This window comes from Streptomyces sp. NPDC054783, from assembly GCF_053611725.1.
Genome location: NZ_JBSHAY010000007.1, coordinates 259,548 through 285,107 on the forward strand (window position 1 = coordinate 259,548; position 25,560 = coordinate 285,107).

Below are 25,560 nucleotides of genomic sequence, written 5' to 3' on the forward strand. Positions count from 1 at the left end.
GCAGACGGCGGCGGTAGTTCTGCAGGGACGGCACATCACCGGAGTGTCCGAACCGGCACTCCTCCTGTGCGGCTGCGCGGGTACCGCGCCTGACCCATGGCCGGATGACGTGGCGCCGTCACCTCGGTAGCCGGGACGGTCCTGTGCCGGTGTCCCGGGCGATGGCCTTCGCGATTTTGCGTGCGTCGATGGCCAGTTCGCGGAACATGCCGCTGATGGGGTTGGTGTAACCCTGGAAGTAGAGGCCTGGCGCATTGGCCGGCGTGCGGGCGCCGTGGACGACCGGCTTGCCGTGTGCGTCGAGCACGCTGAGGTGGCCGACGAGGTCTTCCAGGGCGCGGACGTAGCCGGTGGCTGCGATGGTGACGTCCGGCCCGACGCGGCTGCCGTCGGTGAGGAGGACGTTGTCGTCCTCGAAGCCCTCGACCGCGGGCACGATCTCGATCCGGCCTGTGCGGACGGCGTCGATGATGCCGACGTCCTGCACCGGGATCGACCCCTCGTTGACCCGGCTGTAGAGACCGGTGTCGGGGCGGGGCAGGCCGTGGCCGGAGAGGTCCGGGACGCTCAGCCTGGCCATCGGCTTCGCCAGCCGGTCGACGAGACCGGTCGGCAGCCGTCGTACCAGCACGCCCGTGTACTGGGCAGCCCAGCCTGCGGTCGAGCGGCGCACGATGTGCGGGGCGGTGCGCACGGCCAGCCGCACGCGTGAGGCCCCGCCCTCCACCAGGTCGACGGCGATCTCGGCGCCCGTGTTGCCGACGCCGACAACGAGGACGTCGCGGTCGGCGAACGGCTTCGCGTTGCGGTACTCGGAGGCGTGCAGGAACTCGCCGCCGTACTCCGCGAGGCCCGGCCAGTCGGGGACGCGGGGGGTGTGGTTGTAGCCGGTGGCGACGACCACCGCGCTGCCGGTCAGTTCGCGCCCGCCGGAGGCGTGCAGCAGCCAGCCGGTGCCGTCCGCGGCCCGCTCGACGCGGAAGACCTCCACACCGGTGACGATCTCCAGCTCGTGGTGCTCGGCGTACTTCTCCAGGTAGCGCACCACGTTGTCGCGGGACACCCAGCGCCCGAACTTCCGGGGGATCCTCAGGCCCGGCAGCGCGGACAGCGGCCGGGTGGTGTGCAGGTGCAGGCGGTCGTAGTGGCGGTGCCAGGAGGCGCCCACGTGGTCGGCCTTCTCCAGCACCACGGCCCGTATGCCCCGTGCCCGCAGCGCGTACGCGGCGGCCAGGCCGCCCGGACCGGCGCCGATGACGTACACCGGGCGGTCGGCGGGCGTGGCGGAGAGCTGTACGGAAGCGGAACGGGAGTCGGTCATGCTCGGGAGCGTAATCACGCACCCGATTGATGGGTCTCGGTCAAGACCGGAATTGGTTGCGGATTGATCACGGGTGTACGGAAAGCGGGAACGGCTGGTGAAGAAAAGGCCGCCGGGCCCGGGTGCGTGGGGGCCCGGCGGCGCACGCCGTGCCGGGTCACCGCACTCGCGGGTGTGTCTCACGGGTGGGCTTCGCCGAATATCTGACGTACCGTCAGATACCATGGACTCGATATGGCTCGGCGGTGCGGAGTGGCTGGCGGTGCTGCGGATCGGTCTCGGTCTGTGGTGGCTGGAGAGCTGGCGGCACAAGGACAAGAAGGCCTGGTTCGAGCGGGGTACCGGCATCGCGTGGGCGGCGGAGATCGCGGAGAAACACCGCTGGGCGCCGGTGCGGACGGGGTTCGGGACGGTGGTCGAGCCGCACCCGAAGCTGATGGCGTACGTCGTCGCCTACGCCGAACTCTCCCTGGGCCTCGGCCTGATCCTCGGCTTTCTGACCCCGATCGCGTTGCTGGGCGGACTGCTGCTGAACGCGATCTACTTAGTGCTGATGATCCACGACTGGGCCGAACAGGGCCAGAACTCGATGATGGCGCTGGTCTCGCTCGTCGGGTTCTTCGCGATGGCCTGGCAGACCTGGTCGGTCGACGCGTGGCTGGGGTGGTTCCGATGAGGTCGACGGCTCTCTTGGGCGGGTGGTCCTGATGGCCGCGGTCCGCCACGACCTTCCGGAGCCCGACGCCTTCACGCGCCCCTACTGGGAGGCGGCCGCGCGGGGCCGGCTGCTGGTCCGCCGCTGCGGGGCCTGCGGCCGGGCCCACCACTACCCGCGCGAGTTCTGCCCGCACTGCTGGAGCGAGGAGGTGACCTGGGAGGAGGCGAGCGGCCGGGCCGTGCTCTACACCTGGTCCACGGTCCACCGCAACGACCTTCCACCCTTCGGCGAACGCACGCCGTACGTGGCCGCGGTGGTCGATCTGGCGGAGGGCCCACGGATGATGACGCGGGTGGTGGAGTGCGCGGGGGACGACCTGCGTGCCGGGCTGCGGCTACGGGTGACGTTCGCGGAGGGGATGCCGGTGTTCCGCCCGGAGGGCTGAGGTTCCCCAGGGAAAGTCGGCGTGCCGCCCGGAGGGCTGAGATCCCGGGGAAAATCGGTGTGCCGCCTGCAAGTCCGCGCCGATCATGGCCGTATGCGCCCTGAGAACTGGTATCTCACCGAAGACCTGGACGAGTTCCTCTCCCGCGCGGGCGACTTCCTGCGCTCCCGACCCGCCCTGCACACGGTGCCGCTGACGGTGACGGACGCGCTGCGCCGCCGCGGGCTGCACCTCTACGGCGAGGAAGCCCCCCTCTTCGGCCTGCTGGAAGCAGACGACGGTACCGTACGGGCCGTCCTGCTCCACACCCCGCCCTTCCAGATCAACGTCACCACGCTCACCCCGCGCGAGGCCGACGCCCTGGCGGTCCGGTTCGCCGAGCTGGGCCTCTCACTCCCCGGAGTGTCCGGGCCGAAGGACGCGACGGAGGCCTTCGCGGCGGCCTGGCAGCGGCGCACCGGTACGGCGGCCGCCGTCGACAAGCGGCAACGGCTCTACCGGCTGGGCGAGTTGACCGTACCCGAGCCCCGGCCGCAGGGGCGGGCGCGGATCGCCGGGCGGGCGGACCGGGATCTGCTGATCCGTTGGTTCGAGGAGTTCAAGGAGATCACGAGCGGCGTCGGCCAGGACCCGGGCAACTGGGCCGACGCCCGTATCTCCTACGGCGGCGTCACCCTCTGGGAAACCCACGACGGCACCCCGCTCGCCATGGCCGGAGCCACCCCCGAGACGGCCGGCCAGGTCCGTATCGCCCCCGTCTACACCCCCGCCGACCTGCGCGGACGCGGATACGCCGGTGCGGCCACGGCGGAGGTGAGCCGGGCCGCGCGCGAGGCCGGGGTTTCGGAGATCCTTCTCTTCACCGACCTCGACAACCCGACGAGCAACGGGCTGTACCAGCGGATCGGCTACCGGCCGGTGGCGGAGTTCACGGTGTGGAGGTTCGGGGCCTGACGCGGCAGCACCGCCCGGGCGCCGCTAGCCGCGCCCTGCCCCTACCGCACCCGCGCTCGGCGTCACGACCAGGGCGATGGCCAGGCGCTGGGTGGCCGACAGGCTCTGGTCGAGGACCAGGAAGCCGGCCAGGGCCGCGATCGCCGGGGCGAGGCTCATCAGGATCGCGAAGGTCGGGTCGGGCAGCCGGCGCAGGGCCAGCAGTTCCAGGGTGTACGGCACGCCGGAGGACAGCAGGGCCACGGCCGGCCCGAGCCCCAGCGTCCCCGGCCGCAGCAGCGCGGTGCCGGCCGAGGCGATGCCCAGTGGCAGGCTCGGCAGCGCGGCCACGGCCATCGCCACGGCCGGCCCGTCGAGCCGCGGAAAGCGGGCGCCGGTCCGGGCCGGCGCACCGGCTCAAGGCCAGAGCAGCGCCTTGCTCCAGCCGAACTCCGTGCTCCGGTACTCCAGCCGCACGTGCCGCCTGTCCGCATCCCCCTGGAAGAACTCCACCGTCTCGGGGCGAAGCCGGTAGAGGGTCCAGGTGGGAGACGGTTCGGTCGGGTTCTCGCGGGCCCGCTCCCACGCGGCCTGCGACGCCCGCCGCAGCTCCTCCAGAGAGGACAGCTCCTCGCTCTGCCGCCCGGTGAGCGCCGCGGCCAGCGCCCCCGTCGAGCGGGCCTGCAGGTCGGCCTGGCTCTCCGGGGACGGCGCCGCGGTCACCGGCCCGCGCACCCGGACCTGGCGGCCCAGCACCGGCCAGTAGAAGGCCAGGGCCGCGTACGGGTGCGCGCTCAGGGCGCGGCCCTTGCGGCTCGTGGCGTGCGTGCCGAAGGACCAGCCGTCCGGGTCGGCGCCGTGCAGCATCACGATCCGTACGTCCGGCCTCCCCTCCTCGTCCACCGTCGCCAGCGACATCGTGTGCGGCTCCGGCTGCCCGGCCTCGACCGCCTCCGCGAGCCAGCTCGTGAACAGGGGCAGCGGGGTCGGCGGGGCGGTGTCCGGGGCGAAGGGGCGCAGGTCCGTGACGTCCGGGTCCCATACCCGCAGCGACCTCAGAGTTGCGTGGAGATCCGTTTCCATGTGCCGAGTATCGCCACGGGCCCCGTCATCCGTTCGGCAGGCGTCCCGCGACGCACACGAGTGCCTCCGCGTGCGGGAACGGCGCGGGCCGGGAACGCTCGGAGCCACGGGCTCCGGGAATGACGGTGAGGGGCGATGATCGTTACGGTGGTGTCGATGCCTGAAGGGACCATCACCCGTACGGATATCCCGGAGGCGCGTGAGCGGCTGGCCGCCGACTCCTTCCTGCTCGTCGACGTCGAGCTGCCGGAGGAAGCGCCGGCGCCGGGGGAAGCACCGGCGCAGGGCACGCCGATCGCCGGTCAGCTGGGCCTGGATGGTGAGGAACTGGACTGGTTCGGCAGGAAAGGTGAGCCCCCGCGCGCCGAGTTCCTGGGGGACCGGGCCGCTTTCGTGGTGCCGGTGGTCCACGGGGAGGAGATCACCCACGTCCACGTGGTGGCGACCGAGCGGTTCCTGGTCGTCGTGCACCGGGGGCAGGCCGGGCTGGCGAAGAGCATCGCCGCGGCGCTGCGGCACGAGCGGCCCGACGACTCCGTGGCCGTGCTCTTCCTCCTGCTCCAGGAGGCTCTGGACACCTTCCGCCGGGCGGCCGTGCGGGCTCTGCTGCAGACCGAGGAACTCGAGGACGACATGTTCGAGAACCGGCGCACCGAGCACGTCTACCGTCTGGCGCAGCTGCGGCGGCGCTCCGCGCTCCTGCACCACACCCTGCTGCCCTACCTCCAGGCGACCGACGAGATCCTCACCCGCCGGATGATGAGCCCCGCCTTCCCCGAGGACCGGCAACGGCGTGCCCAGGGGTTCCAGAACGCCGGAAGGCTGCTGCTCGCCGACATCGAGTCCCTTCAGGACGCCACCCGCCGGGCCTTCGCCAGCTACTCCTCGCTCGTCGCGGGTGAGCAGAACGGCGTGATCAACCGGCTGGCCATCGTGTCCGTGATCTTCCTGCCGTTGTCGTTCCTGACCGGGTTCTTCGGCATGAACTTCACGTTCCTGACGAACAGGCTGGAGACCAAGGACGAATTCTGGCTGCTCGCCGTGGGGCTGCAGATCCTCGCCCTGATCGGGTCCTTCTACCTCCTGCACCGCACCCGCATCTGGCGCACGTTGCGGGACGACGACTGAAGGGGACCGCTCACCGGCCCAGAACCACCGTCCCCGAGGAGCAGAACCAGCCCCCCGTCCCGGAAGCCACCCCCAGCCTCGGCAGCTGCCCGTCCCGCGTCCGCACCTGCCGCTCCCCGGCCTCCCCGCGCAGTTGCCGTACCGCCTCCACCAGCAGGAACAGCCCCCGCATGCCGGGGTGTTGGGCCGAGAGGCCACCTCCGTCCGTGTTCACCGGCAGCTCCCCGCCCCGCACCAACAGCCGGCCCTTCTCCACGAACGCCCCGCCCTCGCCCTTCCCGCAGAAGCCCAGGTCCTCCAGGGTCACCAGGGTCATGTAGGTGAAGGCGTCGTAGATCTCGGCGAAGTCCATCTCGGCCGGTCCCACGCCCGCCCGTCCGAAGGCCAGCCGGCCGCTCACCGCCGCCGGGGACACGGTGAAGTCCGTCCACTCGGACATGGCCGCGTGCGAGACGTGCTCCCCGGTGCCGAGGATCCAGACGGGGGCCGTACGGCAGTCCCGCACGTACTCCTCGGCCGCCAGCAGGACCGCCGCGCCGCCGTCCGAGCGCAGGCAGCAGTGCAGCCTGGAGAAGGGGTCGGCGATCATCGGGCCGGCCAGGACGTCGTCGACCGTGATCGGGTCGCGGAACATCGCCTCCGGGTTCAGTGCGGCGTTGGCCCGGGCCTGGACCGCGACCTCGGCCAGCTGCTCGACGGTCGTGCCGTGTTCGATCATGTGGCGGCGGGCGGCCATCGCGTACTTGGCGATCAGGGTGTGGCCGTAGGGGACCTCGAACTGCAGGGGTCCGCGGGCGCCGAAGGAGAGGTCGCCCGTCCTGCGGCCCGCCCTGATGTCGGCGCGTGCCGTCGAGCCGTAGACGAGGAGGACGGCGTTCGCGTGGCCCGCCGCTATCGCGTCCGCCGCGTGTGCCGCCATGACCTCCCAGGTCGAGCCGCCGACCGAGGTGGAGTCCACCCAGGTGGGGCGCAGGCCCAGATACTCGGCCACCTCCACCGGGGCCAGGGTGCCCAGGCCCGCTGAGGCGAGGCCGTCGACCCGGGTGCGGTCGAGCCCCGCGTCCGCGAGGGCGCGGCGGGCCGCCTGCGCGTGCAGGGCGTACGGGGTGGCGTCGTCCACGCGTCCGCAGTCGGAGAGGGCCACACCGACCACGGCTGCCTTCCTGTTCCCAGCCGTCATGAATCTGACGGTACATCAGATGTGGCGGCCCGCGGCAGGTGCCGGGACCCTGGGCATCCGCGCGCCCGCGCCCTAATATGACGGCCCGTCAGATCGGCTCGGGAGGGATGAGGGACCCGCCATGGACACGCGCCTGACCGCCGAGCAGGACGAGATCCGCCGCACCCTGCGCGAGCTGCTGCACAAGCGGTGCGGCCCGCCCGAGCTGCGGACCGCCGTCGACAGCCCGGCCGGACACGACCCCCTCCTGTGGTCGGCCCTGGCCGACCGGCTCGGCCTGCCCGGTCTCGCCCTGCCCGAGCGCTACGGCGGTGTCGGCTGCTCCCTCACCGAACTGGCCCTCGCCGCCGAGGAGACCGGCCGGGCGCTCGCCCCCTCCCCGCTGCTCGCCACCTCCGTCCTCGCCGCCCCGCTGGTCCTCGCCCTCGGTACCGGGGCCCAGCGCGCCGAGCTGCTGCCCCGCCTGGCCGCCGGAACCCTCACCGCCACGCTCGCCGTGCCCGGCCCGGCCCTGACCACGGCCCTCGCCCTGACCTGCGACAACGACACCTTCGCCGCCGGCGGCGGACGGGCCGGGGGCGTCCAGGCCCGGCGGGGCGACGGCGACTGGCGGCTGTACGGGCAGGTCGACCAGGTGCTGTACGGGCACAGCGCGGGGCTGCTGGTCGTCGCCGCGCACACCGGGGGCTTCGCGCGGTCGCGGACCCTGCTGTTCCTGGTCGCCGGGAACGCGCCCGGCGTCGTACGGGCCCGGCAGACCGCGCTCGACGCCACCCGGCCGCAGGGCCGCGTCCAACTGCGCGAGGTCCGTGCGGAGTTGCTCGGCGAGGAGGGTGTGGACGTGTTGCCCGCCCTGGCGGTGCTCGGTGACGGGGTCGCCGCGGTGCTCGCCTGTGAGGCAGTCGGGGCGGCGGAACGGGTGCTGGAGCGGACCGTGGAGTACGTCGGGCAGCGCGAGCAGTTCGGTCGGCCCGTGGGATCCTTCCAGGCGGTGAAGCATCGGCTGGCCGACGTGTACGTGGGGGTGCAGGCGGCTCGGTCGGCCGCGTACCACGCCGCGTGGGCCTGCGGCGCTGGTGCCGGGTCCGCCTCGGCTGCGCCTTCGGCGTCCGGGCCCCCGGGCGCTCAGGGCGAACGAAGTGGTGGGCTCGCGCTCGCCCAGGCCCTGGAGGCGCTGCGGGGGGCAGCCGCCGAGGGGATCCAGTTGCACGGCGGGATCGGGTTCACCTGGGAGCACGACGCACAGCTGTACTTCAAGCGGGCCGCCGGGGACGAGCTGCTGTTCGGGCCGGTGCACCGGCTGCGGGACCGGGCCGCCGTGGCCGCCGGTCTCTTCGCGGGCGGGGAGGTGACGGTGTGATCGGCGTCCGGCTGGTGCAGAAGGTGTCCTCGACGCGCGGGTTCGCGAAGGTCGCGCCCCATGTGATCCCGGCGCTCGACCGGGCGGTCCACCGGCTGACCCGGGGGCGGTACCTGCTCAGCACCCGGATGCTGCCCGGGGTGATCCTCACCACCACCGGTGCCCGCAGCGGCCTGCCCCGCCGCACCCCGCTGGCCTGCATGCCGGAGGAGGACGGCAAGAGCTGGCTGCTCGTCGGCTCCAACTTCGGGCGGCCCGGGCATCCCGCCTGGAGCCACAACCTGCTCGCCCGCCCGGACGCCGTGATCAGCTGGAAGGGCCGGGACATCCCCGTCATCGCCCGGCTGCTGGAGGGGGAGGAGCGGGCGCAGGCCTGGACGGCACTCCTGGAGTTCTGGCCGCCGTACGCCACCTATCAGGCGCGGGTCGCGCGGGAGATCCGCCTGTTCCGGCTCACGGTCCGCTAGCGCCCCCGCAAGGGGCGCGGGGCTGTGTCGGGTGATGCGGCTCCGCCGCGTGGGCGCGAACAACCACGACGAACCCGCACCCGAAAGACGGCCGAACCTACAGCGTGGCCAGGCGCTCCGCCAGGAGGACCGCGCCGATCCCCAGCATCGCCGCTCCCGAAGTCCGCGTCACCGCCCGGGCCGCCGCCGGCCTCGCGGAGAGCAGCGCACGCGACAACGTGCCGACGGTGAGGTAGACGGCGGCGCAGCAGGCCATGTGGAGCAGGCCGAGGACCGCCGTCTGGGCGGGGACGGGCAGGTGGGTGCCGCGCAGGGTGAGGAACTGGGGGAGGACGGAGAGGTAGAGCAGCAGGCCCTTGGGGTTGAGGCCGCTGATCGTGGCGCCGCGCAGGAAGAGACGCCCGTCGGGGGAGGCCTCCTCCGTGGCCCCGGGCACCGCAGGGCGGCGCAGCACACCCCAGCCGAGCCACAGCAGGTAGCCCGCGCCCGCCACCGTCAGGGCCGTCAGCAGCCTCGGCGAGCCCGCCACCAGGACCGCGAGGCCCGCCGTCGCCAGGGCCGTGTGCAGGGCGTAGCCGCAGACCAGGCCGGCCACCGCGCGCGGCACCGAGCCCCGGCGCACGGCGGTCGCGATCACGTACGCCCAGTCGGCGCCCGGCACGCACACCAGCAGCAGGTCCACGGCGAGGAAGGAGAAGAGCAGTCCCGAGTCCATGTCGGCGACATTAGGCGTGAATGGCCCGAAAGTGTTCCCGAAGTTTGCCCGCTGCCAGCGGTTCTGGGGGAAGATCTGCCTCATGGACGACGTGGACCGGAAAATCCTTGCCGAGCTGCAGCAGGACGGGCGACTGACCGTGACCGAGCTGGCCGCACGGGTGCGCCTCAGCGTCACGCCCTGCCACCGCCGGCTGCGCGAGCTGGAGCGCTCCGGTGCCATCCAGGGCTACCGTGCGGTGGTGGACGCGGCGGCGCTCGGGCTGAACTTCGAGGCGCTGGTCTTCGTGTCGATGCGGCAGGAGGACCGGGACACGGTCGCCGAGTTCGAGCGGGCGGTCGGCGAGCTGGAGTACGTGCTCGACGCCCAGCGGCTGTTCGGCGAGCCCGACTATCTGCTCCGGGTGGCGACCGCCGACCTCGCGGCCTTCCAGCGGCTGTACGACGAGCGGCTGGCGACCCTGCCGGGAGTGCAGCGGCTGACCTCGACGCTGGTGATGAAGCACGTCGTACGGGACCGTCCGCTGCCCGCATAGCAGTGCAGGCGGTGGCTCACCGCGAGCGAGACGCGAGTGAACCACCGCCTGCCAGACAGGACTTGGGTACGAAAAAGGGTGCAATAAGGGTTGCGGCAGCGGCCGTTGTTACTTGCTCGGCTTCTTTCCCGTCACGCCCAGGTGCACCAACAGCGCCAGGTTCGGCTTGAGTTCGGCCTGTTTCACGCCCCAGGACTGGAAACCCTTCTGGTGTGCCGCCACCGCCGCGAGCATCGCGACCAGCGAGCCGGCCACCGCCGCCGGGTTCACGTCCTTGTCGACCCTGCCCTTGGACTGCAGCTCGGCGATGGAGTCCACGAGGGAGTTGTTCACCGAGTTGAGGATCTTCATGCGGATCTTGTAGAACCGTTTGTCCCCCTCTGCCGCGCCGAGGTCGACGACCCGCAGGATCGCGTCGTTCTTGCGCCAGAACTCCAGGAATCCGTCCACGAGTTCCTGCGCCGTCTGCCATCCCGACTTGCCGACCCAGGACCGCCCCTGGAGCAGTTCGGTCAATCCGGCGCCCTCGGCCGCCATTTGTTCGGCGATCTCCAGGACGGCGCCTTCGACGTCCGGGAAGTACTGGTAGAAGGTCGCGGGCGAAGTACCCGCCTTCCGGGCGACATCGATGACCTTGACGTCCCGGTAGGGGGAGGAGCTGAGCATCTCGCTGAGGCAGTCGAGCAGCTTCTGCCGGGTCGCCTGCCCACGCCGGCCGGCCACACGGCCGTCGACGGTACGCACTTGTCCTGTCATGCCGTCAGCTTACCGAGGGGTGATCGGAGCGCGATTCGGCCGACTGCAAATGGGGTGCACGGGTGCTCTGAGGGTGGTGTGCCTGGTCTGCGCGGTGCGTGCGGCCCGGTTACTTTGACGGCATGGCCGAAAACAGGGCATCCGGGAACGAAGAGGCGGAAGAGGCCTCAGAGTCCGAAGAGGTATTTGACGCAGAAGTCGTGGAAGAGGCATACGGGGAAGGTGTGCCCTGCTGGGTGGACGCCCAGCTCGCCGACGTCGAGGCGGGCAAACGGTTCTACGGTGAGCTCTTCGGATGGACCTTCGAGGCCGCGTACGGCTCCTCGGTGTGGGCCCGGCTGACGGGGGAGCTCGTCGCCTCGCTGGCCCCCAAGATCGACGGCCGGATGCCCACCGTCTGGACGGTGTCCTTCGCGACCCCGGACGCCGAGGCCCTCGGCCGGCGGATCACCGCGGCCGGCGGACAGGTGGTCATGGCCCCGTTCCCGGTGGGCGACCTCGGGGTGGCCGCCCTCGCCGCCGATCCGGACGGTGCGGTGTTCGGTCTGTGGCAGGCGGGTCGCCACCGGGGCTTCGGGCGGCGGCACGAGCCCGGCACCTTCGCCTGGGCCCAGCTGTACACGCGGGACACGACCGCCGCCAACGCCTTCTACGGCGGCCTCTTCCACGACGCCCTGTTCGGCGCCGAGGCCCGGCCCGACTTCGGCCGTGCCGAGGTCACCGAGGTCTTCCCGGCCGAGATGCCGCCGCACTTCCTCACCCACTTCCGCGTCACGGACCTGGACGACGCCCTGGGGGCCGTGCAGCGGCTCGGCGGCCGGGTACAGGCGCCACCCTTCGAGACGTCGTACGGACGAGTGGCCGTCGTCACCGACAATCAGGGGGCGTCGTTCGCACTGCTGCACCGCTGATCCGTCCGCTTTGGGATGATTGGTAAGGAGACACCCCGAATGTCACCGGGTTCGCAACCAGCCGCCCGGCCAGGAAGAATCGGGGTGCGTGCCGCCACGGCGGTGCGGTGGTGAGACGCTGCACTTCGGTCGCGTACATATGGAGAGTGGCGCGGCTCGTACGGGGAGGTGGCAGGCAAGTGGTGGATCAGCTGACGCAGCACGATCCGCGGCGGATCGGGCCGTTCGAGGTGCTGGGCCGGCTGGGCGCCGGCGGCATGGGGCTGGTCTATCTCGCGCGCTCGGCGTCCGGCCGGCGCGTGGCGATCAAGACGGTGCGCACCGAACTGGCCGAGGACCAGCTCTTCCGGGTCCGCTTCACCCGTGAGGTGGAGGCGGCCCGCGCGGTGTCCGGCTTCTACACGGCGGCCGTGGTCGACGCCGACCCGCGCGCCGCCGTGCCGTGGCTGGCGACCGCGTACGTCCCGGCGCCCTCCCTCGAGGAGATAGTGAACGACTGCGGGCCGCTCCCGGCCCAGGCCGTGCGCTGGCTCGCGGCGGGCGTCGCCGAAGCCCTCCAGTCCATCCACGGCGCGGGGCTGGTCCACCGGGACCTCAAGCCGTCCAACGTGCTCGTGGTCGAGGACGGCCCCCGGGTGATCGACTTCGGCATCGCCTCCGGGGTCTCCAACACCCGGCTGACCATGACGAACGTCGCCGTCGGCACCCCCGCCTACATGTCCCCCGAGCAGGCCAAGGACTCCCGCAGCGTCACCGGCGCCAGCGACGTCTTCTCGCTCGGCTCCATGCTGGTGTTCGCGGCCACCGGTCACCCGCCCTTCCACGGCGCCAACCCGGTCGAGACGGTCTTCATGCTGCTGCGCGAGGGCCCGGACCTCACCGGGCTGCCCGACGAGCTGCGCCCGCTCATGGAGGTCTGCATGCAGATGGAGGCCTCCGCCCGGCCCACCCCGGCCGACCTCCAGGCCCAGCTCGCGCCCCATCTCTTCGGCTCGGGCTCCGACGACAGCGGCACCGCCTCCGCCTGGCTGCCCGAGAAGGCGGTCGCCCTGATCGAGGCCCGCCGCGGCGGCCGCCCCGCCGCCAAGCCCTCCCCGGCACCGACCGGCGGCCCCAGGAGCGGCGGCCGCGCGGCCGTACCCCCGCCGCCGCCGTACGACCCGCCCGCCCCGGCCCCTGTCGGCGCCCCCGACACCGGCCCGGTCCGGCTGGCCGGCGCCCAGGTCCCCATCGGCCCCGGCCCGCGCGTCGCCGACGCCCGCGCGGCCGCCGTCAAGGCGCCCCCGCCGGAGGCCGGCCTGGTCGCCAGCTGGTCCCGCCCGCGCCCCGGCGTCGCCGGCGTCGACCCCGCCGTACCGGCCGTCCCGCCCCAGCCCCCGGAGACCGCGAGCGGCTGGCGGCCCTGGCGGTTCCGCATGTCGAACGAGGTCTGGGGCACCCCCTCGGTCGACGGCGACCTGGTCTACGTCACCTCCTTCGAGGTGCACGCCCTGGACGTGGCCACCGGCCGGCGCCGCTTCAAGACGCGGGACGTCGCCTGGTCCATGGCGGTGGCGGACGGCCGTATCCACGCCTCCGACGGCCCGACCCTGTTCGCCCTGGACGCCCGCGAGGGCACCGACCTGTGGCGGCTGTCCACGGACGCCTGGGTGTACTCCCTGCACGCCGACCACGGCACGGTCGTCACCGGCACCCGGGGCGGCGGCGTGCAGGCCTGGGAGGCCGCGCACGGGCAGAAGCTGTGGGAGATCAGCGGCTGCCAGACCGACTTCGAGTCCCCCGAGGCGGGCCCGCTCGTCCACGACGGCACGGTCTACGTCTGGCAGGACGCCCGGCTGCGCGCCCTGGAAGCCCGCACCGGCGAGGAGCGCTGGTCGTACCCGGTCGGTGATGCGGCCGCCTGCGGCGGCGTGCCGGTCCGCCTGACCCCCGCCGCAGACGGGTACGTCTACGTCTCCGCCGGCACCCGCGTCCTCGCCATCGAGGCGGCGAGCGGGATGGTCCGCTGGCACTTCGAGGCCCCCGCGGTCTTCCTCTGCCCGCCGGCCTTCACTCCCGGCCCGGCGGTGACCGGCGGCGGCGTCTACCTGGCGGACTACCTGGGCACCGTCTACGCCCTCGACGCCACCGACGGCCGCGACCGCTGGCGCATCGCCACGGAGGCCCGCTCCTCCATCGAGCCGGTCCTCGTCGCGGCCGGCCATGTCCACGTCGGCAGCGGCAAGGGCCTGTACACCCTGGACGCGGTCACCGGCACGCCCAAGTGGCGCTTCCAGGCGGGCGGCGACGTCGTGGGCGCTCCCGCGGTGGCGGAGGGCCGTATCCACTTCGGCTCGACGGACCACCTGCTGTACACCCTGAAGTCCGACGACGGCCGCCTGCGCTGGAAGCTCGCGACCGGCGGCGAGATCACCGGCTCCCCGGTGGTCAAGGACGGCGTGGTGTACGCCTGCAGCAAGGACCGGTGCGTGTACGCGCTGGACGCGGAGAAGGGAACGGGCACGGCCCGCACGGCGTGAGGGGCGCCGGGACTGAGTGACGGCCGTCGTACCGGTGTGTCACGGAAGGGCTCCAGACGGCGGCCGTCCCAGGGCTGACGCTACCGCGGGTGCGGGTTCCGCGCCATGCGGTCACTCACCGTATCCGCGGCTCGGTACGGTCCCTGTTCCTGAACAGCTGTGCCTGCCGTTCGGCCGGCAGGCTGCCGAGGGCGATGAGAGACGGGGCCTGGGCGAACGCCTGGGCCAGGGCCGCCTCCCTGGCCGCCCACAGCGCCCGCACCGTCCCCTGCACGCCCTCCGGTGGATGCCCGGCCAAGACGGCGGCACAGCGCACGGCGCCCGCCAACGCCCCGCCCTCCTCCGTGACCTCCGACACGAGCCCGATCTCATGGGCCCGCCGGGCGGAGATCCGCTCGGCGTTCCCCATGAGCGCCATCCGGGCCGCCTCCCCGTACGGCATCCGCGCGGCCATCAGCATCGACTCGTAGGCGCTGACCATGCCGTACGAGGTGTGCGGATCGAAGAAGACGGCCGTCGGATCGGCGACGACGAACTCGCACTCGCCCAGCAGATAGAAGGCACCCCCGCAGGCCAACCCGCGCACGGCGGCCACGACCGGCTTCCACAGGTCGTTCGCCTTGGGCCCGACCGTCAGCAACGGATCGTCCTGCATGTACGGCGACGAGGGCTGCGGCACGACGGCGTCCCGGTCGATCCCGGTACAGAACGCCCGCTCCCCGCCCCCGGTGAGCACCACGGCCCGCACGGAGTCGTCGAACCGCAACGCCCGCCACACACCGGTGAGTTCGCGAGCCATGTCCAGGTCGACGGCGTTGAGCCGGTGCGGCCGGTCGAGGGTGACGACGGCGACCCCGCTGTCCTTGTCGGCGTCGACCCGTACGGCGCTCACGCCGGCACCCACTGCGGCAGCCCGCCGTCACCGAAGACGACGTGTACCCGGGCGCCGATCCTGGGGCTCTGCGGATCAACGGAGTTGAGAGGCGCGCCCGCGTGGGCGACCAGATTCCCGGCCAGCCGGATCCGCGGGCAGTCCTCCAACTCCACCACGACGACGTTGTACGGCGCCTGTTCCGCGTAGTCGGGCAGCAGGGGTGGATGTGGCACGACGTACGACCAGATCCGTCCGCGCCCGCTGGTGAGCCGCCACTCGCTCGCGAAGGACTGGCAGTGCGGGCAGCACGGGCGGGGCGGGAAGCGGGGTTCGTGGCAGTCGTCGCAGGCCTGGACGCGCAGTTCACCACGGGCGGCGTACTCCCAGAAGGGCGCGCCGTCGGTGTCGGTGACGGGGTTCAGCATGATCAACTCCTGAGCAGGAGAGCGGAGGTGGGCACGCCTTCGCCGGCCGTGACCAGGCAGGTGGCGGCGCCGGGCACCTGGGCGGTGCTGGTCCCGCGCAGTTGCCTCACCCCTTCGTTGATGAGGTTGAAGCCGTGGACGTAGGCCTCGGAGAGCCCGCCGCCGCCGGTGTTGAGGGGCAGCCGCCCGCCGATCTCCAGGGCGCCTTGCTCGGTGAAGGCGCCCCCTTCCCCGCGCCCGCAGAAGCCGTACCCCTCCAGCGAGAGCGGTATGAGGACGCTGAAGGCGTCGTAGATCTGCGCCACGTCCACGTCCTGCGGCGTGAGGTCGGCGTGCTTCCACAGATGCCGGGCGGCGGTCCAGGCGGGGCCGGTGAGGGGGTCGTCGTTCCAGTAGTTGACCATGCCGTGGTGCTGGGCGGGCAGCCCCTGGGCGGCGGAGTGGACGTACACGGGCCTGGTACGGCAGTCCCGGGCACGCTCTTTGGACACGAGGACACAGGCGAGGGCTCCGTCCGTCTCCAGACAGTTGTCGAAGAGGCACAGCGGCTCGCTGATCCAGCGCGAGGTCATGTACATCTCGCGGGTCAGCGGCCGTTCGTACATCACGGCGGCCGGGTTCTGGTTGGCCCGGTTCCGGCAGGCGAGGGCGACGTTGAAGAGGTGATCGCGGGTGGCGCCGTACTCGTGCATGTACCGCCGCGCCAGCATGGCGATCTCGTCGACGGGCCGCAGGAGCCCGAAGGGCCGCGTCCACTGGGCCGGAGTCGGGAGCTGTACGGCGGTGTTGGTCCACGGCCGTGGCCCGCTGCCCCGCTTCCGCGACCGCCAGGCGACGCCGACGCCGGCCTGTCCGGCGGCGATGGCGGCGGCGAGGTGCGCGACGGTCGCACAGGAGCCGCCCCCGCCGTACCCCACCTTGCTGAAGAAGGTCAGGTCCCCGAACCCCACGGCCTTGGCGAGCTCGACCTCGTCGGTCTCCTCCATGGTGTAGGAGGCGAGTCCGTCGACCTCGCTGGGCGCGATCCCCGCGTCCTCCAGCGCGGCGAGCACGGCCCGGCAGGCGAGCGTCTTCTCGTCCTCCGGAAGATGCCGGGCGAACGGGGTCTGCCCGATCCCGACGATGGCGGTGGCGTCCTTGAGCCCGGTTGCGGCTACTGCCATGGCGTCCCCCTCACAGCGTCCTGACAGTGCGTCAGATTACAGCTAATCTGACGGTCAGTCAGCTATGCCGGTACAGGGGGCCTGTGATGAGCGACTGCGACTGGGACACCATCCCCGATCTGGTCCGGTGGTCGGCCGAGCGGTACGCGGACACGGAGGCGGTGGTCGAGGGCCGCACCAGGATCACCTACGCCGAACTGGGCGCCCGGGTCGAGCGCGCGGCGGCGGCCTGCCTGGCCGGCGGGGTGCGCGTCGGCGACCGGGTGGCGGTCTGGGCCCCCAACTCCCTGGACTGGATCGTGTCGGCCCTCGGCGCGGTGACGGCGGGCGCGGTCCTGGTCCCGCTGAACACCCGCTTCAAGGGCACGGAGGCGGCGGACGTACTGCGGCGCAGCGGGGCCCGGCTGCTGTTCGTGACGGGCACGTTCCTCGGCACGTCGTACGTGGCGAGCCTGCGCCGGGCGGCGGGGGAGGGGGTGGCGGACGGCCGGGCGCCGCTGCCCGGGCTGCCGGAACTGGAGGAGGTGGTGGTCCTGTCGGAGGACGCGCCGCCGGACTTCCGGACCTGGAAGGACTTCCTGGCGGGCGGCGAGGGGGTGGGGCTGCTGGAAGTGGCGTCACGGAGACGGGAGTTGGACGGCTCGGCCCTGTCGGACATCATCTACACGTCGGGCACGACGGGCCGCCCGAAGGGCGCGGTGATCACGCACACCCAGACCCTCCGGGCGTACGAGATCTGGGCGGACCTGGCCGGACTGCGGGCGGGCGACCGCTACCTGATCATCAACCCCTTCTTCCACACCTTCGGCTACAAGGCCGGGGTGATCGCCTGCCTGATGCGCGGGGCGACGATGATCCCGCAGCCGGTGTTCAGCGTGGCGACGGCACTGGCGAACATCGCGGCGGAACGCATCTCGGTCCTGCCCGGCCCGCCCACGCTCCACCAGTCGCTGCTGGACCACCCGTCCCGGGACGCGTACGACCTCTCGGCGCTGCGCCTGGTGGTGACCGGCGCCGCGGTCGTGCCGTTGCGCCTGGTGGAACGCCTGCGCGGCGAACTGGGCGTGGACACGGTCCTCACGGCGTACGGCCTTTCGGAGGCGAGCGGCATCGTCACGATGTGCCGGCGCGGCGACGCCCCGTCGGTCATCGCTTCCACCTCCGGCCGGGCGATCCCGGGGACGGAGCTACGGCTCGTGGACGCGACGGGCACGCCGGTACGGCCCGGTGAGGCGGGCGAGGTGCTGGTCCGGGGGTTCAACGTCATGCGCTGCTACTACGACGATCCCCAGGCCACCTCCGAGGTGATCTCGGCGGACGGCTGGCTGCACACGGGTGACGTGGGCGTCCTGGACGAGGCGGGCAACCTGCGCATCACCGACCGCATCAAGGACATGTTCATCGTCGGCGGCTTCAACGCCTACCCGGCGGAGATAGAGCAACTGCTGGGCACCCACCCGGATGTGGCCGACGTCGCGGTGATCGGCGTGCCCGACGCCCGGCTGGGCGAGGTCGCCAAGGCGTACGTGGTGCGCAGACCCGGCTCGCCCCTGACCTCCGACGACCTGATCGCCTGGTCCCGCCGCGAGATGGCGAACTACAAGGTGCCGAGGTCGGTGGAGTTCGTGCGCGAACTCCCGCGGAACGCGAGCGGGAAGGTGGTGAAGGGGGTTCTGCGGGGGCGGGATGAGGGGTGGGTTGCACTCAGGGAGCCGTGAGGTTGCCGTGGGGCCGCCCGCTTCTGTGGCTCACGATCAGCCGGGGTTCGCGGAGCAGCACGGCCCGGAGGTGAGTGAGCAGGTCCGGGTCCCGCCCCGGCTCGGCCCAGGCGCCCTGCCGCAGCCGGGTCCAGCCCTCTGCCCGCAGCGCAGGCGTGAGACTGCGCCGGGGTCAGCCGGCCTCCACGGCACGCGAGGTGAGCAGGACGCTCCCGCCCGCCAGCACCCTCAACGCCATCCGCTCCACCCCGGCAAGATCGCAGAATCCGCGACTAGCCGCGTGGCCTGTGGATGACCGGGCGGGTCAGCCCTTCAGCGAGTCGAGGAAGACGCTCCAGGCGAGGGGGCGGAAGAGGAGTACGGGGCCGTCCTGGGCCTTCTTCGAGTCGCGGACGGGGACTGCGCCGGGCTGAGCGTCCGAGACTTCGACGCACTCGCCGCCGCTGCCGTTGCTGTAGCTGCTCTTGCGCCACAGGGCGGTGCTCAGGTCAATCCCGGTGTCTGCCATCTCGGTAGTCCTCTGCCGCTTGTTCGACCATGGCCAGGGACGCCTCTGGCGGGAGTGCCGCGGCCCTGAGCAGATCGTACGACCGTCGGTAGTCCTTCACGAGCGCCGGATAGTCGATGAGTTGGCCATTGTGGAGCCCCTCGGTGTAGGCCACAGGAGGGGCATCCGGGAAGGTCATCACCCTCATCATGCCCATCATGAACGGGTGAGCGTGAGCCGTTTCCGGGAGGATCTGCAGAACACCCTGCGTGGAGCGGATCACGTGAGCGATGTGCTCCAGCTGTTCGGACATCCCCGTCGGAGACAGAAGCGGTTTGCGGACGAGTGACTCGTGCAGCACTGCCCAGAACGAAGGCCGATCTTCACGTTCCCAGATCTCCGCGCGCTGCAGTCGGGCCCGGACCTGCTTGTCGACGGTCTCGGGCGGCAGCCAGGGCAGCGACGTGTGCACGACGGCCTCGGCGTACGCCTGGGTTTGGAGCAGCCCCGGCACAAGCATCGGCGCCCAGTCTTCGATCGTCTCCGCATGGCGCTCCATCTCCGCCACATCCGCGAAGTACTCCGCATGCCCCGACTGCCGTGCCCGGCGGGCGTCTTCACAACGCCGCTCGAAAAACCCGTCCGTCCCGAGGACCTTGTCGACGTGCCGGGCCAGATCCACCGGCATGCGCCGCTCGCCGCGCTCGATCTGGCTCAGGAAGGGAACGCCGCGAAAGCTCCCCTCGGCCAACTGCTCCAGTGTGAGGCCCGCCAGTTCCCGTCGGTAGCGCAACTCGGCGCCGTAGAAGGAGGGGACGTTGGCCGAGGCGTCAGGGTCTTTTCGTGGGGGCACAACTCATCACCGCCGTTTGCCAGTTGCGCTGCGTAGCCGAAACCTCTTCAGAAGGTACCGACAAAGGCGCCACTGTGTGACCGTTTCATCACAGAGAGCACAGAAAGGCGTACGCAACCGTGTCGTCCTCGAATCCCCCCTCCGCCCACCGCCCCAACTCCGTCTTCGACACCACCCGTGTGGTGCGAGCTGGGCGGGGTGGATTCCGCCCCTTGAAAACACGTCGGCCGCGACGGCTCCCCCTCGGTGCCGTCGCGGCCGGTCCCCCGTGCGGGAGGTGGCTCAGCTGGGTTCGGACGTCACGTGGGTGTTGTCCGGAGTCACCGTGCCGTCGGCGGCCACCGCCGGGGCGTCCGTGACGTGGGTGTTGAGCGGCTGGACCGTCTCGTCCGCCGGGGCGTCCGTGACGTGCGTGTTGAGCGGCTGGACCTTCCCGCTGGCCGGAGCGTCGGTGACGTGCGTGTTGTCCGGCTGGACGATCGTGTTGTTGTCGGTGTTGCTCATGGGTGCCTCCCCTGGTGGATCACTGTGGAACGTGAGGGCCCGCCCGGTCACTCCCCCGTGGGCGGCCGGGCGGGCCGCTCGGGCCGCCCAACCCTAATCCCCCGTTGTTGTGGCGGCCCTCACCGCGGTCCGTCTGCCCCCCGACGCGACGGATCGACAACAAGGAGAGTGCCGTGCGGCGATAAACGAACGATGAACGCCCCGGCAGAGGCTCAGGCGGCCGCCACCGGAGTCAGGAGCTTGCGGACCTCGTCGGCCTCCGGGGCGTTCAGGTGCTCGTAGATCTCCAGGGCTTCACGCCAGCAGACCTGGGCCCGGCCGGAGTGGCCGATGCCGTTCAGGGCTCGGCCCAGCACGGTCAGGACGTGGCCGCGGCGCCATTCGCCTCCGATGCCCCGAAGGACGGTGAGCGCCATCTCGGCGTTGCTCGCGGCCTGTGACGGCCTGCGCGCGTCCAGGTCGACCTCCGCGAGCCGGCAGAGCGTCATTCCTTCCCACAGGCGCTGACGGCTGTCGCGGAAGACACGCAGGGCCTCTTCCAGCTGCTCGGCCGCGCTGTCGTGCCGGCCGGACTTGCCGAGGGCCAGGCCGAAGGCGTAGCGCCCGTTCGCTCCCCTGAGGGTGTGGCCGAGCTGCTGGTAGATGTCCGTACCCTGGCGGGCGAGGACGACCGCGGTGTCGGCGCGGTCCGTCGCAAGGTGCAGACGTGACAGGTTGCACAGGGCGGCAGCCGTGCCCGCGAGGTCGCCGCAGCTGCGGAACTTCTCGATGGCCTGGCTGAAATAGCCTTCGGCGTCCTCGTGCCGGTTCTGGTAGAACGCCGTGCTGCCCAGCACGTTCGCCGCCCAGCAGGAGGGCAGCGGGTCGTGGGCCGCTTCCGCGAGCTGGAACGCCTCCAGCGCCTCGCGGTACGCCTGGTCGAACACCCCGGAGAACAGCCGCGCATTGCTCAGAACGACGGAGGCCCTGCCCTCGGCACGCACATCGCCGACGGCCCGCGCGACTGACCTCAGCGCGGCCGCGGCCGCCTCGTACTCCCTCGAGTTGGCGCCGGATTCCGCAAGGTCGACGGACGCCCACAGAAGATCGATCGCGCGCCGCAGCGTGCTTCCGCCGGCGGACTGCCGTACGCAGGCGAGCAGACAGACCGCCTCCGCGTACAGCCAGTCCTGTGCGCCGTGCCGGTCCTCGAAACTCAACCCCCGGTACCCGGTCGGTTCCAGGTGATCCACCAGCCGGTCCCCCGGCCGCTCCATCGCATAGACCTGGGCCGCCGTGGCCAGGTAGAAGTCCAGCAACCGCGACATCGCAGCCTCCCGCTCGCTCGGTGGCTGCTCGTCCCTCTCCGCACAGGCACGCGCGTAGAGCCGGACCAGGTCGTGGAAGCGGTAGCGACCCGGCGCCGCCGACTCCAGCAGCGACGTGTCCACCAGGGACTCCAGCAGGTCCTCGGTCTCCTCCACGGGCAGGTCGAGGACCGCGGCCGCGGCGGCCAGGGAGATGTCCGGGCCGTCGGCCAGGCCCAGCAGGCGGAACGCCCGGGCCTGGGCCGGCTCCAGCTGGCCGTAGCCCAGCTCGAAGGTGGCCTTCACCGCCAGGTCGCCGGCCTGCAGTTCGTCCAGGCGGCGGCGTTCGTCCGCGAGCTTCGCCGCCAGGACCGAGACCGTCCACGTCCGCCGGGCGGCGAGCCGGGACGCCGCGATGCGGATCGCCAGCGGGAGGAAACCGCACGCCGCCACCACGTCCAGCGCCGCTTCCCGCTCCGCCGCCACCCGCTCCTCGCCCACGATCTTGGTGAAGAGAGCAAGAGCCTCGTCGGGGGACATCACGTCCAGGTCCACCAGATGTGCGCCCGCCAGGTCGACCATGCGGACGCGGGAGGTCACCAGGGCCGCGCAGCCCTCCGTGCCGGGCAGGAGCGGGCGTACCTGTGCCGCGTCCTTCGCGTTGTCCAGCAGCACCAGGACGCGGCGGCCGTCCAGGACCGAGCGGTAGAGCGCCGCCCGTTCGTCCAGGGAGTCCGGGATCGCCGAGTCCGCCGTGCCCAGGGCGCGCAGGAAGGAGCCGAGGACCGTTTCCGGTTCCGCCGGTCTCGGGCCCGCGCCCTGCAGATCCATGTACAGCTGGCCGTCCGGGAAGGCGCCCCGCGCCCGGTGGGCGACATGGACCGCCAGGGTCGTCTTGCCCACGCCGCCGATGCCGGCCAGTGCCGACACCGCCATCACCCGGTCCCCGGCGTCCGGGGACTCCGAGGCCGAGGACAGTACCTCGCTCAGTTCGGTCACGAAGGACGCGCGGCCCGTGAAGTCGGGGACGGAGGCGGGGAGTTGGGCCGGGCGGACCGGGACCGCCGCCGGCTCCGTCGCCGGGGACGACGGTTCCGCCAGGGCCGGGTCCGCCTGCAGGATGCGCTGCTGGAGCTCGCGCAGCCCGGGGCGCGGGTCCACGCCCAGTTCCTCGGCCAGCAGGCGGCGGGTGTCGGCGTAGACCGCCAGGGCCTCCGCCTGCCGGCCGCTGCGGTACAGGGCCAGCATCAGCAGCTCGCGCAACCGCTCACGCAGGGGATGAGCGGCCGTCAGCGCCGTCAGCTCCGACACGGCCTCCGCGTGGCAGCCCTGCTCCAGGTCCATGTCCAGGCGGGACTCCAGCAGGCCCAGGCGCCACTCCTCCAGGCGGACCCGCTGGGTCTCGGCGTACGGGCCGGGGACGCCGGCCAGCACCTCGCCGTCCCACCTGCCGAGGGCCTGGTTCAGCAGCTCGCGAGCGCGGCACAGGTCGCCGGCCGCCCGTGACTTCTCCGCCTCCGCCGCCAGGTCCTGCGCGACGGTCAGGTCCAGGGCGCCCTCGGCCGGCACCCGCACCGCGTAACCGCCGGACTCGCTGACCAGCACCCCGGGGGGCAGGACCTTGCGCAGGCGGGACGCGTACGTACGCACCGCCGCCAGCGCCTGCGACGGGGGCTCGGCGCCCCACAGCGCGTCGATCAGCTCCGCCGCCGTCGCCGTACGGCCCTCGCGCAGCAGCAGGGCGGCCAGCAGGGCGCGCTGCTGGGGCGAGCCCGTGCCGATCTGCTCCGCGCCGCGCCAGGCCCGCACCGGACCGAGCACGCCGAACCGCAGCGCCTCCGGCTCCGTGACGGTCACGGAGCCGGGACGCCGCTGCTCAGGCACTCGCGGCCCACCGTCCATGCGTTCGTCCCCCTCGGCATCACGAACAACCCCGTCAGTTTGCCTTGTTCCGGGCGGTTCCGTCAGCCGTGGGAGACGCCGATCACAGGGCGGTGCTTCCCAGTACACAAACCCCTCACACCCTCTTCGCAGGCACCCACTAGCTGACGGACCGTCAGATCAGCGCTACCGTGAGGGCTATGGAGACCACACAGTTCCCGCTGATCATCTCCGTCGACGACCACACCGTCGAGCCCGCCGGCGTCTGGCAGGACCGGCTGCCGAGGAAATACCTGGACGTCGGGCCCCGGATCGTGCGCGCCCCGCTGAAGGAGATGACCTTCCTGGGCGGGCGCTTCAAGCCCGTCATGGGCGAACCCGGCAGTACCGACGGACCCCTCGGCGACTGGTGGGCCTACGAAGACCTGCGGAGGCCCCTCACCCGGCTCGACACCGCCGTCGGATACGACCGGGACGAGGTCAGGCTCGAGGTCATCACCTACGAGCAGATGCGGCCGGGGTCGTACGACGTGTCCGCCCGGCTCGCCGACATGGACGTCAACCACGTCCAGTCCGCCGTCTGCTTCCCCACCTTCCCGCGCTTTTGCGGGCAGACCTTCGCCGAGGCCGCCGACAAGGACCTCGCCCTGCTGTGCGTGCGCGCCTACAACGACTGGATGGTGGAGGAGTGGTGCGGACCGAAGGCGCACGGGCGGCTCGTGCCGCTCACCCTCATACCCCTGTGGGACGCCGAGCTGGCCGCCGCGGAGGTACGGCGCAACGCGCACAGAGGAGTGCGGGCCGTCGCCTTCTCCGAGATACCCCCGCATCTCGGCCTGCCGTCCGTCCACTCCGACGACTGGGACCCCTTCCTGGCCGCCTGCGACGAGACCGGCACGGTCGTGGCGATGCACATCGGCTCCAGCAGCCGTATGCCCTCCACCTCCGCCGACGCGCCGCCCGCCGTCGGCTCCACCATCACCTTCGCCAACTGCTGCTTCTCGATGGTGGACTGGCTGATGAGCGGCAAGTTCGAGCGGTTCCCGAACCTCAGGGTCATGTACGCCGAGGGGCAGATCGGGTGGATTCCGTACATCCTCGAGCGCGCCGATGTCGTGTGGGAGGAGAACCGGGGGTGGGGCGGGGTCGCCGACAAGGTCACCCGGCCGCCGTCCGAGACCTTCGCCGGGCACGTCTACGGCTGCTTCTTCGACGACGCCTTCGGGCTCAGGAACCTGGACGCCATCGGGGTCGGCAACGTCCTGTACGAGACCGACTACCCGCACTCCGACTCCACCTGGCCCAAGTCCCGCGAGGTCGGTGAGGCGCAGATGGGGCACCTGCCGGCGGACGTGGTCGAGCGGATCGTGCGCGGCAACGCCATCGAGCTGCTGGGGCTCACCCCCGAAGGGCTCTGGCGGTGAGTGCCCTGGCGTACGGCATCCAGCTGCCCGTGCAGGCGCAGAGCGCCCTGTTCGCGGAAGGCTGGGAGGCCGGGGCCGGTCCGCAGGACCTGGTGGCCGTCGCGCGGGCCGTGGACCGGGCCGGGTTCGACTACCTCGCGGCCTGCGATCACGTGGCGATCCCGCGCCGGCTCGCCCCCGCCATGAGCACGGTCTGGTACGACCCGGTCGCCACCCTCGCCCACCTCGCCGCCGTGACCGAGCGGGTACGGCTGCTCAGCCATGTGGCGGTCGTGGGGCTGCGGCACCCGCTGCTCACCGCCAAGCAGTACGCCACCCTCGACCACCTCTGCGGCGGCCGGCTGGTCCTCGGGGTGGGGGCCGGGCATGTGCGGGAGGAGTTCGAGGTGCTCGGGGCCGACTTCGAGCGGCGGGGGGCGGTGCTGGACGAGGTGATCGACGCGCTGCGGGCCGCCCTGGGAGCGGAGGAGTTCCCCGAGCACCACGGGAAGACCTACGACTTCGCCGGGCTCGGCCAGCGCCCCCGGCCGGCCCAGCCGCGGGTCCCCCTCTGGGTCGGCGGCTCCTCGCCCGCCGCCGTGCGCCGGGCCGCGCTGAAGGGGGACGGCTGGCTGCCGCAGGGGGATCCGCGGGACCGGCTGCCCGCGCAGATCGAACGGATCCGGCGACTGCGCGCGCAGGCGGGCGTCGAGGGGCCGTTCACCGTCGGCGCGATCGCGGAGCCGCTGTACGTCGGGCGGGCCGGATGGGACGTCGGACGGCGGACCCTCACCGGGGCGCCGGAGGCGATCGCCGAGTCGCTGCGGGCCTACCGGGCGATGGGCGTGAACCAGGTCCAGGTGCGGTTCCGCAGCCGGAGCCGGGCCGAACTCATCGAGCAGATCGGGCTGTTCGGGGCGGAGGTCGCCCCCCGGCTGAACTGAAGGAGGACGCC

General features: G+C 72.2%; 24 protein-coding genes and 1 pseudogene. 12 read left to right on the forward strand and 13 right to left on the reverse strand.

From position 1 onward, the window contains the following. Positions 1-118: 118 nt before the first annotated feature. Positions 119-1,321, reverse strand: a complete 1,203-nt coding sequence (locus tag ACWGJ5_RS15950; RefSeq protein ID WP_453310307.1) for a flavin-containing monooxygenase — start codon at positions 1,319-1,321, stop codon at positions 119-121. A 223-nt stretch (positions 1,322-1,544) separates the two neighbouring features. Here ACWGJ5_RS15950 and ACWGJ5_RS15955 point away from each other — a divergent pair, with 223 nt between their 5' ends. From ACWGJ5_RS15955 to ACWGJ5_RS15965, 3 genes are all read left to right on the forward strand, one after another. After that, complete coding sequence (locus tag ACWGJ5_RS15955; protein WP_453310308.1) at positions 1,545-1,997, forward strand: DoxX family membrane protein; 453 nt, start codon at positions 1,545-1,547, stop codon at positions 1,995-1,997. Between the two features lie 31 nt (positions 1,998-2,028). Further along, positions 2,029-2,424, forward strand: a complete 396-nt coding sequence (locus ACWGJ5_RS15960; RefSeq protein ID WP_453310309.1) for a Zn-ribbon domain-containing OB-fold protein — start codon at positions 2,029-2,031, stop codon at positions 2,422-2,424. 93 nt (positions 2,425-2,517) lie between these two features. After that, positions 2,518-3,378, forward strand: coding sequence for a GNAT family N-acetyltransferase (locus tag ACWGJ5_RS15965; protein WP_453310310.1), 861 nt, complete (start codon positions 2,518-2,520; stop codon positions 3,376-3,378). Positions 3,379-3,402: 24 nt separating this feature from the next. Here ACWGJ5_RS15965 and ACWGJ5_RS15970 read toward each other — a convergent pair. Continuing rightward, positions 3,403-3,762 (reverse strand): annotated as a pseudogene (locus ACWGJ5_RS15970) (EamA family transporter); the annotation flags it as partial. A gap of 12 nt (positions 3,763-3,774) precedes the next feature. Next, the gene (locus ACWGJ5_RS15975) at positions 3,775-4,440 is read right to left on the reverse strand and encodes a pyridoxine/pyridoxamine 5'-phosphate oxidase (RefSeq protein WP_453310311.1); all 666 of its coding nucleotides are present in this window, start codon (positions 4,438-4,440) and stop codon (positions 3,775-3,777) included. A gap of 156 nt (positions 4,441-4,596) precedes the next feature. Between ACWGJ5_RS15975 and ACWGJ5_RS15980 the strand changes: the two genes are divergently transcribed. Continuing rightward, positions 4,597-5,568, forward strand: a complete 972-nt coding sequence (locus ACWGJ5_RS15980; RefSeq protein ID WP_453310312.1) for a magnesium transporter CorA family protein — start codon at positions 4,597-4,599, stop codon at positions 5,566-5,568. Between the two features lie 10 nt (positions 5,569-5,578). Here ACWGJ5_RS15980 and ACWGJ5_RS15985 read toward each other — a convergent pair whose 3' ends face one another. Beyond that, entirely contained in the window at positions 5,579-6,748 is a 1,170-nt protein-coding gene (locus ACWGJ5_RS15985) for a thiolase C-terminal domain-containing protein (protein WP_453310313.1), read from the reverse strand. 121 nt (positions 6,749-6,869) lie between these two features. On the opposite strand from ACWGJ5_RS15985, the gene ACWGJ5_RS15990 reads away from it, so the two are divergent. Together ACWGJ5_RS15990 and ACWGJ5_RS15995 are read left to right on the forward strand one after the other, a co-directional pair. After that, positions 6,870-8,108, forward strand: coding sequence for an acyl-CoA dehydrogenase family protein (locus tag ACWGJ5_RS15990; protein WP_453310314.1), 1,239 nt, complete (start codon positions 6,870-6,872; stop codon positions 8,106-8,108). Next, on the forward strand, positions 8,105-8,575 hold the full coding sequence (locus tag ACWGJ5_RS15995; protein WP_453310315.1) for a nitroreductase family deazaflavin-dependent oxidoreductase: 471 nt from the start codon (positions 8,105-8,107) through the stop codon (positions 8,573-8,575). Before ACWGJ5_RS15990 ends, ACWGJ5_RS15995 begins: the two co-directional genes overlap by 4 nt. A 97-nt stretch (positions 8,576-8,672) precedes the next feature. Here ACWGJ5_RS15995 and ACWGJ5_RS16000 read toward each other — a convergent pair whose 3' ends face one another. Further along, complete coding sequence (locus tag ACWGJ5_RS16000) at positions 8,673-9,290, reverse strand: LysE family translocator (RefSeq protein WP_453310316.1); 618 nt, start codon at positions 9,288-9,290, stop codon at positions 8,673-8,675. Positions 9,291-9,372: 82 nt separating this feature from the next. Between ACWGJ5_RS16000 and ACWGJ5_RS16005 the strand changes: the two genes are divergently transcribed. Then, complete coding sequence (locus tag ACWGJ5_RS16005; RefSeq protein ID WP_453310317.1) at positions 9,373-9,825, forward strand: Lrp/AsnC family transcriptional regulator; 453 nt, start codon at positions 9,373-9,375, stop codon at positions 9,823-9,825. Positions 9,826-9,933: 108 nt separating this feature from the next. On the opposite strand, the gene ACWGJ5_RS16010 is transcribed toward ACWGJ5_RS16005, so the two are convergent. Next, the gene (locus tag ACWGJ5_RS16010) at positions 9,934-10,581 is read right to left on the reverse strand and encodes a TetR family transcriptional regulator (RefSeq protein ID WP_453310318.1); all 648 of its coding nucleotides are present in this window, start codon (positions 10,579-10,581) and stop codon (positions 9,934-9,936) included. Positions 10,582-10,817: 236 nt separating this feature from the next. Here ACWGJ5_RS16010 and ACWGJ5_RS16015 point away from each other — a divergent pair, with 236 nt between their 5' ends. Together ACWGJ5_RS16015 and ACWGJ5_RS16020 are read left to right on the forward strand one after the other, a co-directional pair. Further along, complete coding sequence (locus ACWGJ5_RS16015; protein ID WP_453310319.1) at positions 10,818-11,492, forward strand: VOC family protein; 675 nt, start codon at positions 10,818-10,820, stop codon at positions 11,490-11,492. A 179-nt stretch (positions 11,493-11,671) separates the two neighbouring features. Next, entirely contained in the window at positions 11,672-14,011 is a 2,340-nt protein-coding gene (locus ACWGJ5_RS16020; RefSeq protein ID WP_453310320.1) for an outer membrane protein assembly factor BamB family protein, read from the forward strand. Positions 14,012-14,126: 115 nt separating this feature from the next. On the opposite strand, the gene ACWGJ5_RS16025 is transcribed toward ACWGJ5_RS16020, so the two are convergent. Genes ACWGJ5_RS16025 through ACWGJ5_RS16035 form a run of 3 tightly spaced genes read right to left on the reverse strand, consistent with a single transcriptional unit; the run spans position 14,127 to position 16,473 of the window. Continuing rightward, a complete protein-coding gene (locus ACWGJ5_RS16025; RefSeq protein WP_453310321.1) occupies positions 14,127-14,903 on the reverse strand; it encodes an enoyl-CoA hydratase/isomerase family protein in 777 nt (258 codons plus the stop codon). Next, positions 14,900-15,310 carry a Zn-ribbon domain-containing OB-fold protein gene (locus tag ACWGJ5_RS16030; protein ID WP_453310322.1) on the reverse strand — a complete coding sequence of 137 codons (411 nt, stop codon included), beginning with the start codon at positions 15,308-15,310 and terminating at the stop codon, positions 14,900-14,902. The genes ACWGJ5_RS16025 and ACWGJ5_RS16030 overlap by 4 nt, the downstream gene beginning before the upstream one ends. A gap of 2 nt (positions 15,311-15,312) precedes the next feature. Then, the gene (locus tag ACWGJ5_RS16035) at positions 15,313-16,473 is read right to left on the reverse strand and encodes a lipid-transfer protein (protein WP_453310323.1); all 1,161 of its coding nucleotides are present in this window, start codon (positions 16,471-16,473) and stop codon (positions 15,313-15,315) included. Positions 16,474-16,559: 86 nt separating this feature from the next. Here ACWGJ5_RS16035 and ACWGJ5_RS16040 point away from each other — a divergent pair, with 86 nt between their 5' ends. Then, positions 16,560-18,191, forward strand: a complete 1,632-nt coding sequence (locus ACWGJ5_RS16040) for a FadD3 family acyl-CoA ligase (RefSeq protein WP_453310324.1) — start codon at positions 16,560-16,562, stop codon at positions 18,189-18,191. A 304-nt stretch (positions 18,192-18,495) separates the two neighbouring features. Here ACWGJ5_RS16040 and ACWGJ5_RS16045 read toward each other — a convergent pair whose 3' ends face one another. The 4 genes from ACWGJ5_RS16045 to ACWGJ5_RS16060 form a co-directional block, all read right to left on the reverse strand. After that, the gene (locus tag ACWGJ5_RS16045; protein WP_453310325.1) at positions 18,496-18,699 is read right to left on the reverse strand and encodes a DUF397 domain-containing protein; all 204 of its coding nucleotides are present in this window, start codon (positions 18,697-18,699) and stop codon (positions 18,496-18,498) included. After that, positions 18,680-19,531 carry a helix-turn-helix domain-containing protein gene (locus ACWGJ5_RS16050; RefSeq protein WP_453310326.1) on the reverse strand — a complete coding sequence of 284 codons (852 nt, stop codon included), beginning with the start codon at positions 19,529-19,531 and terminating at the stop codon, positions 18,680-18,682. The genes ACWGJ5_RS16045 and ACWGJ5_RS16050 overlap by 20 nt, the downstream gene beginning before the upstream one ends. A 282-nt stretch (positions 19,532-19,813) precedes the next feature. Continuing rightward, positions 19,814-20,035: a hypothetical protein gene (locus ACWGJ5_RS16055; RefSeq protein ID WP_453310327.1), complete on the reverse strand. Its 222-nt coding sequence runs from the start codon at positions 20,033-20,035 to the stop codon at positions 19,814-19,816. 212 nt (positions 20,036-20,247) lie between these two features. Continuing rightward, positions 20,248-23,223 carry a BTAD domain-containing putative transcriptional regulator gene (locus tag ACWGJ5_RS16060; RefSeq protein ID WP_453310328.1) on the reverse strand — a complete coding sequence of 992 codons (2,976 nt, stop codon included), beginning with the start codon at positions 23,221-23,223 and terminating at the stop codon, positions 20,248-20,250. A gap of 179 nt (positions 23,224-23,402) precedes the next feature. Between ACWGJ5_RS16060 and ACWGJ5_RS16065 the strand changes: the two genes are divergently transcribed. Together ACWGJ5_RS16065 and ACWGJ5_RS16070 are read left to right on the forward strand one after the other, a co-directional pair. Next, positions 23,403-24,626 carry an amidohydrolase family protein gene (locus ACWGJ5_RS16065; protein ID WP_453310329.1) on the forward strand — a complete coding sequence of 408 codons (1,224 nt, stop codon included), beginning with the start codon at positions 23,403-23,405 and terminating at the stop codon, positions 24,624-24,626. A 5-nt stretch (positions 24,627-24,631) separates the two neighbouring features. Further along, the gene (locus tag ACWGJ5_RS16070) at positions 24,632-25,549 is read left to right on the forward strand and encodes an LLM class F420-dependent oxidoreductase (protein WP_453310373.1); all 918 of its coding nucleotides are present in this window, start codon (positions 24,632-24,634) and stop codon (positions 25,547-25,549) included. Positions 25,550-25,560 lie beyond the last annotated feature (11 nt).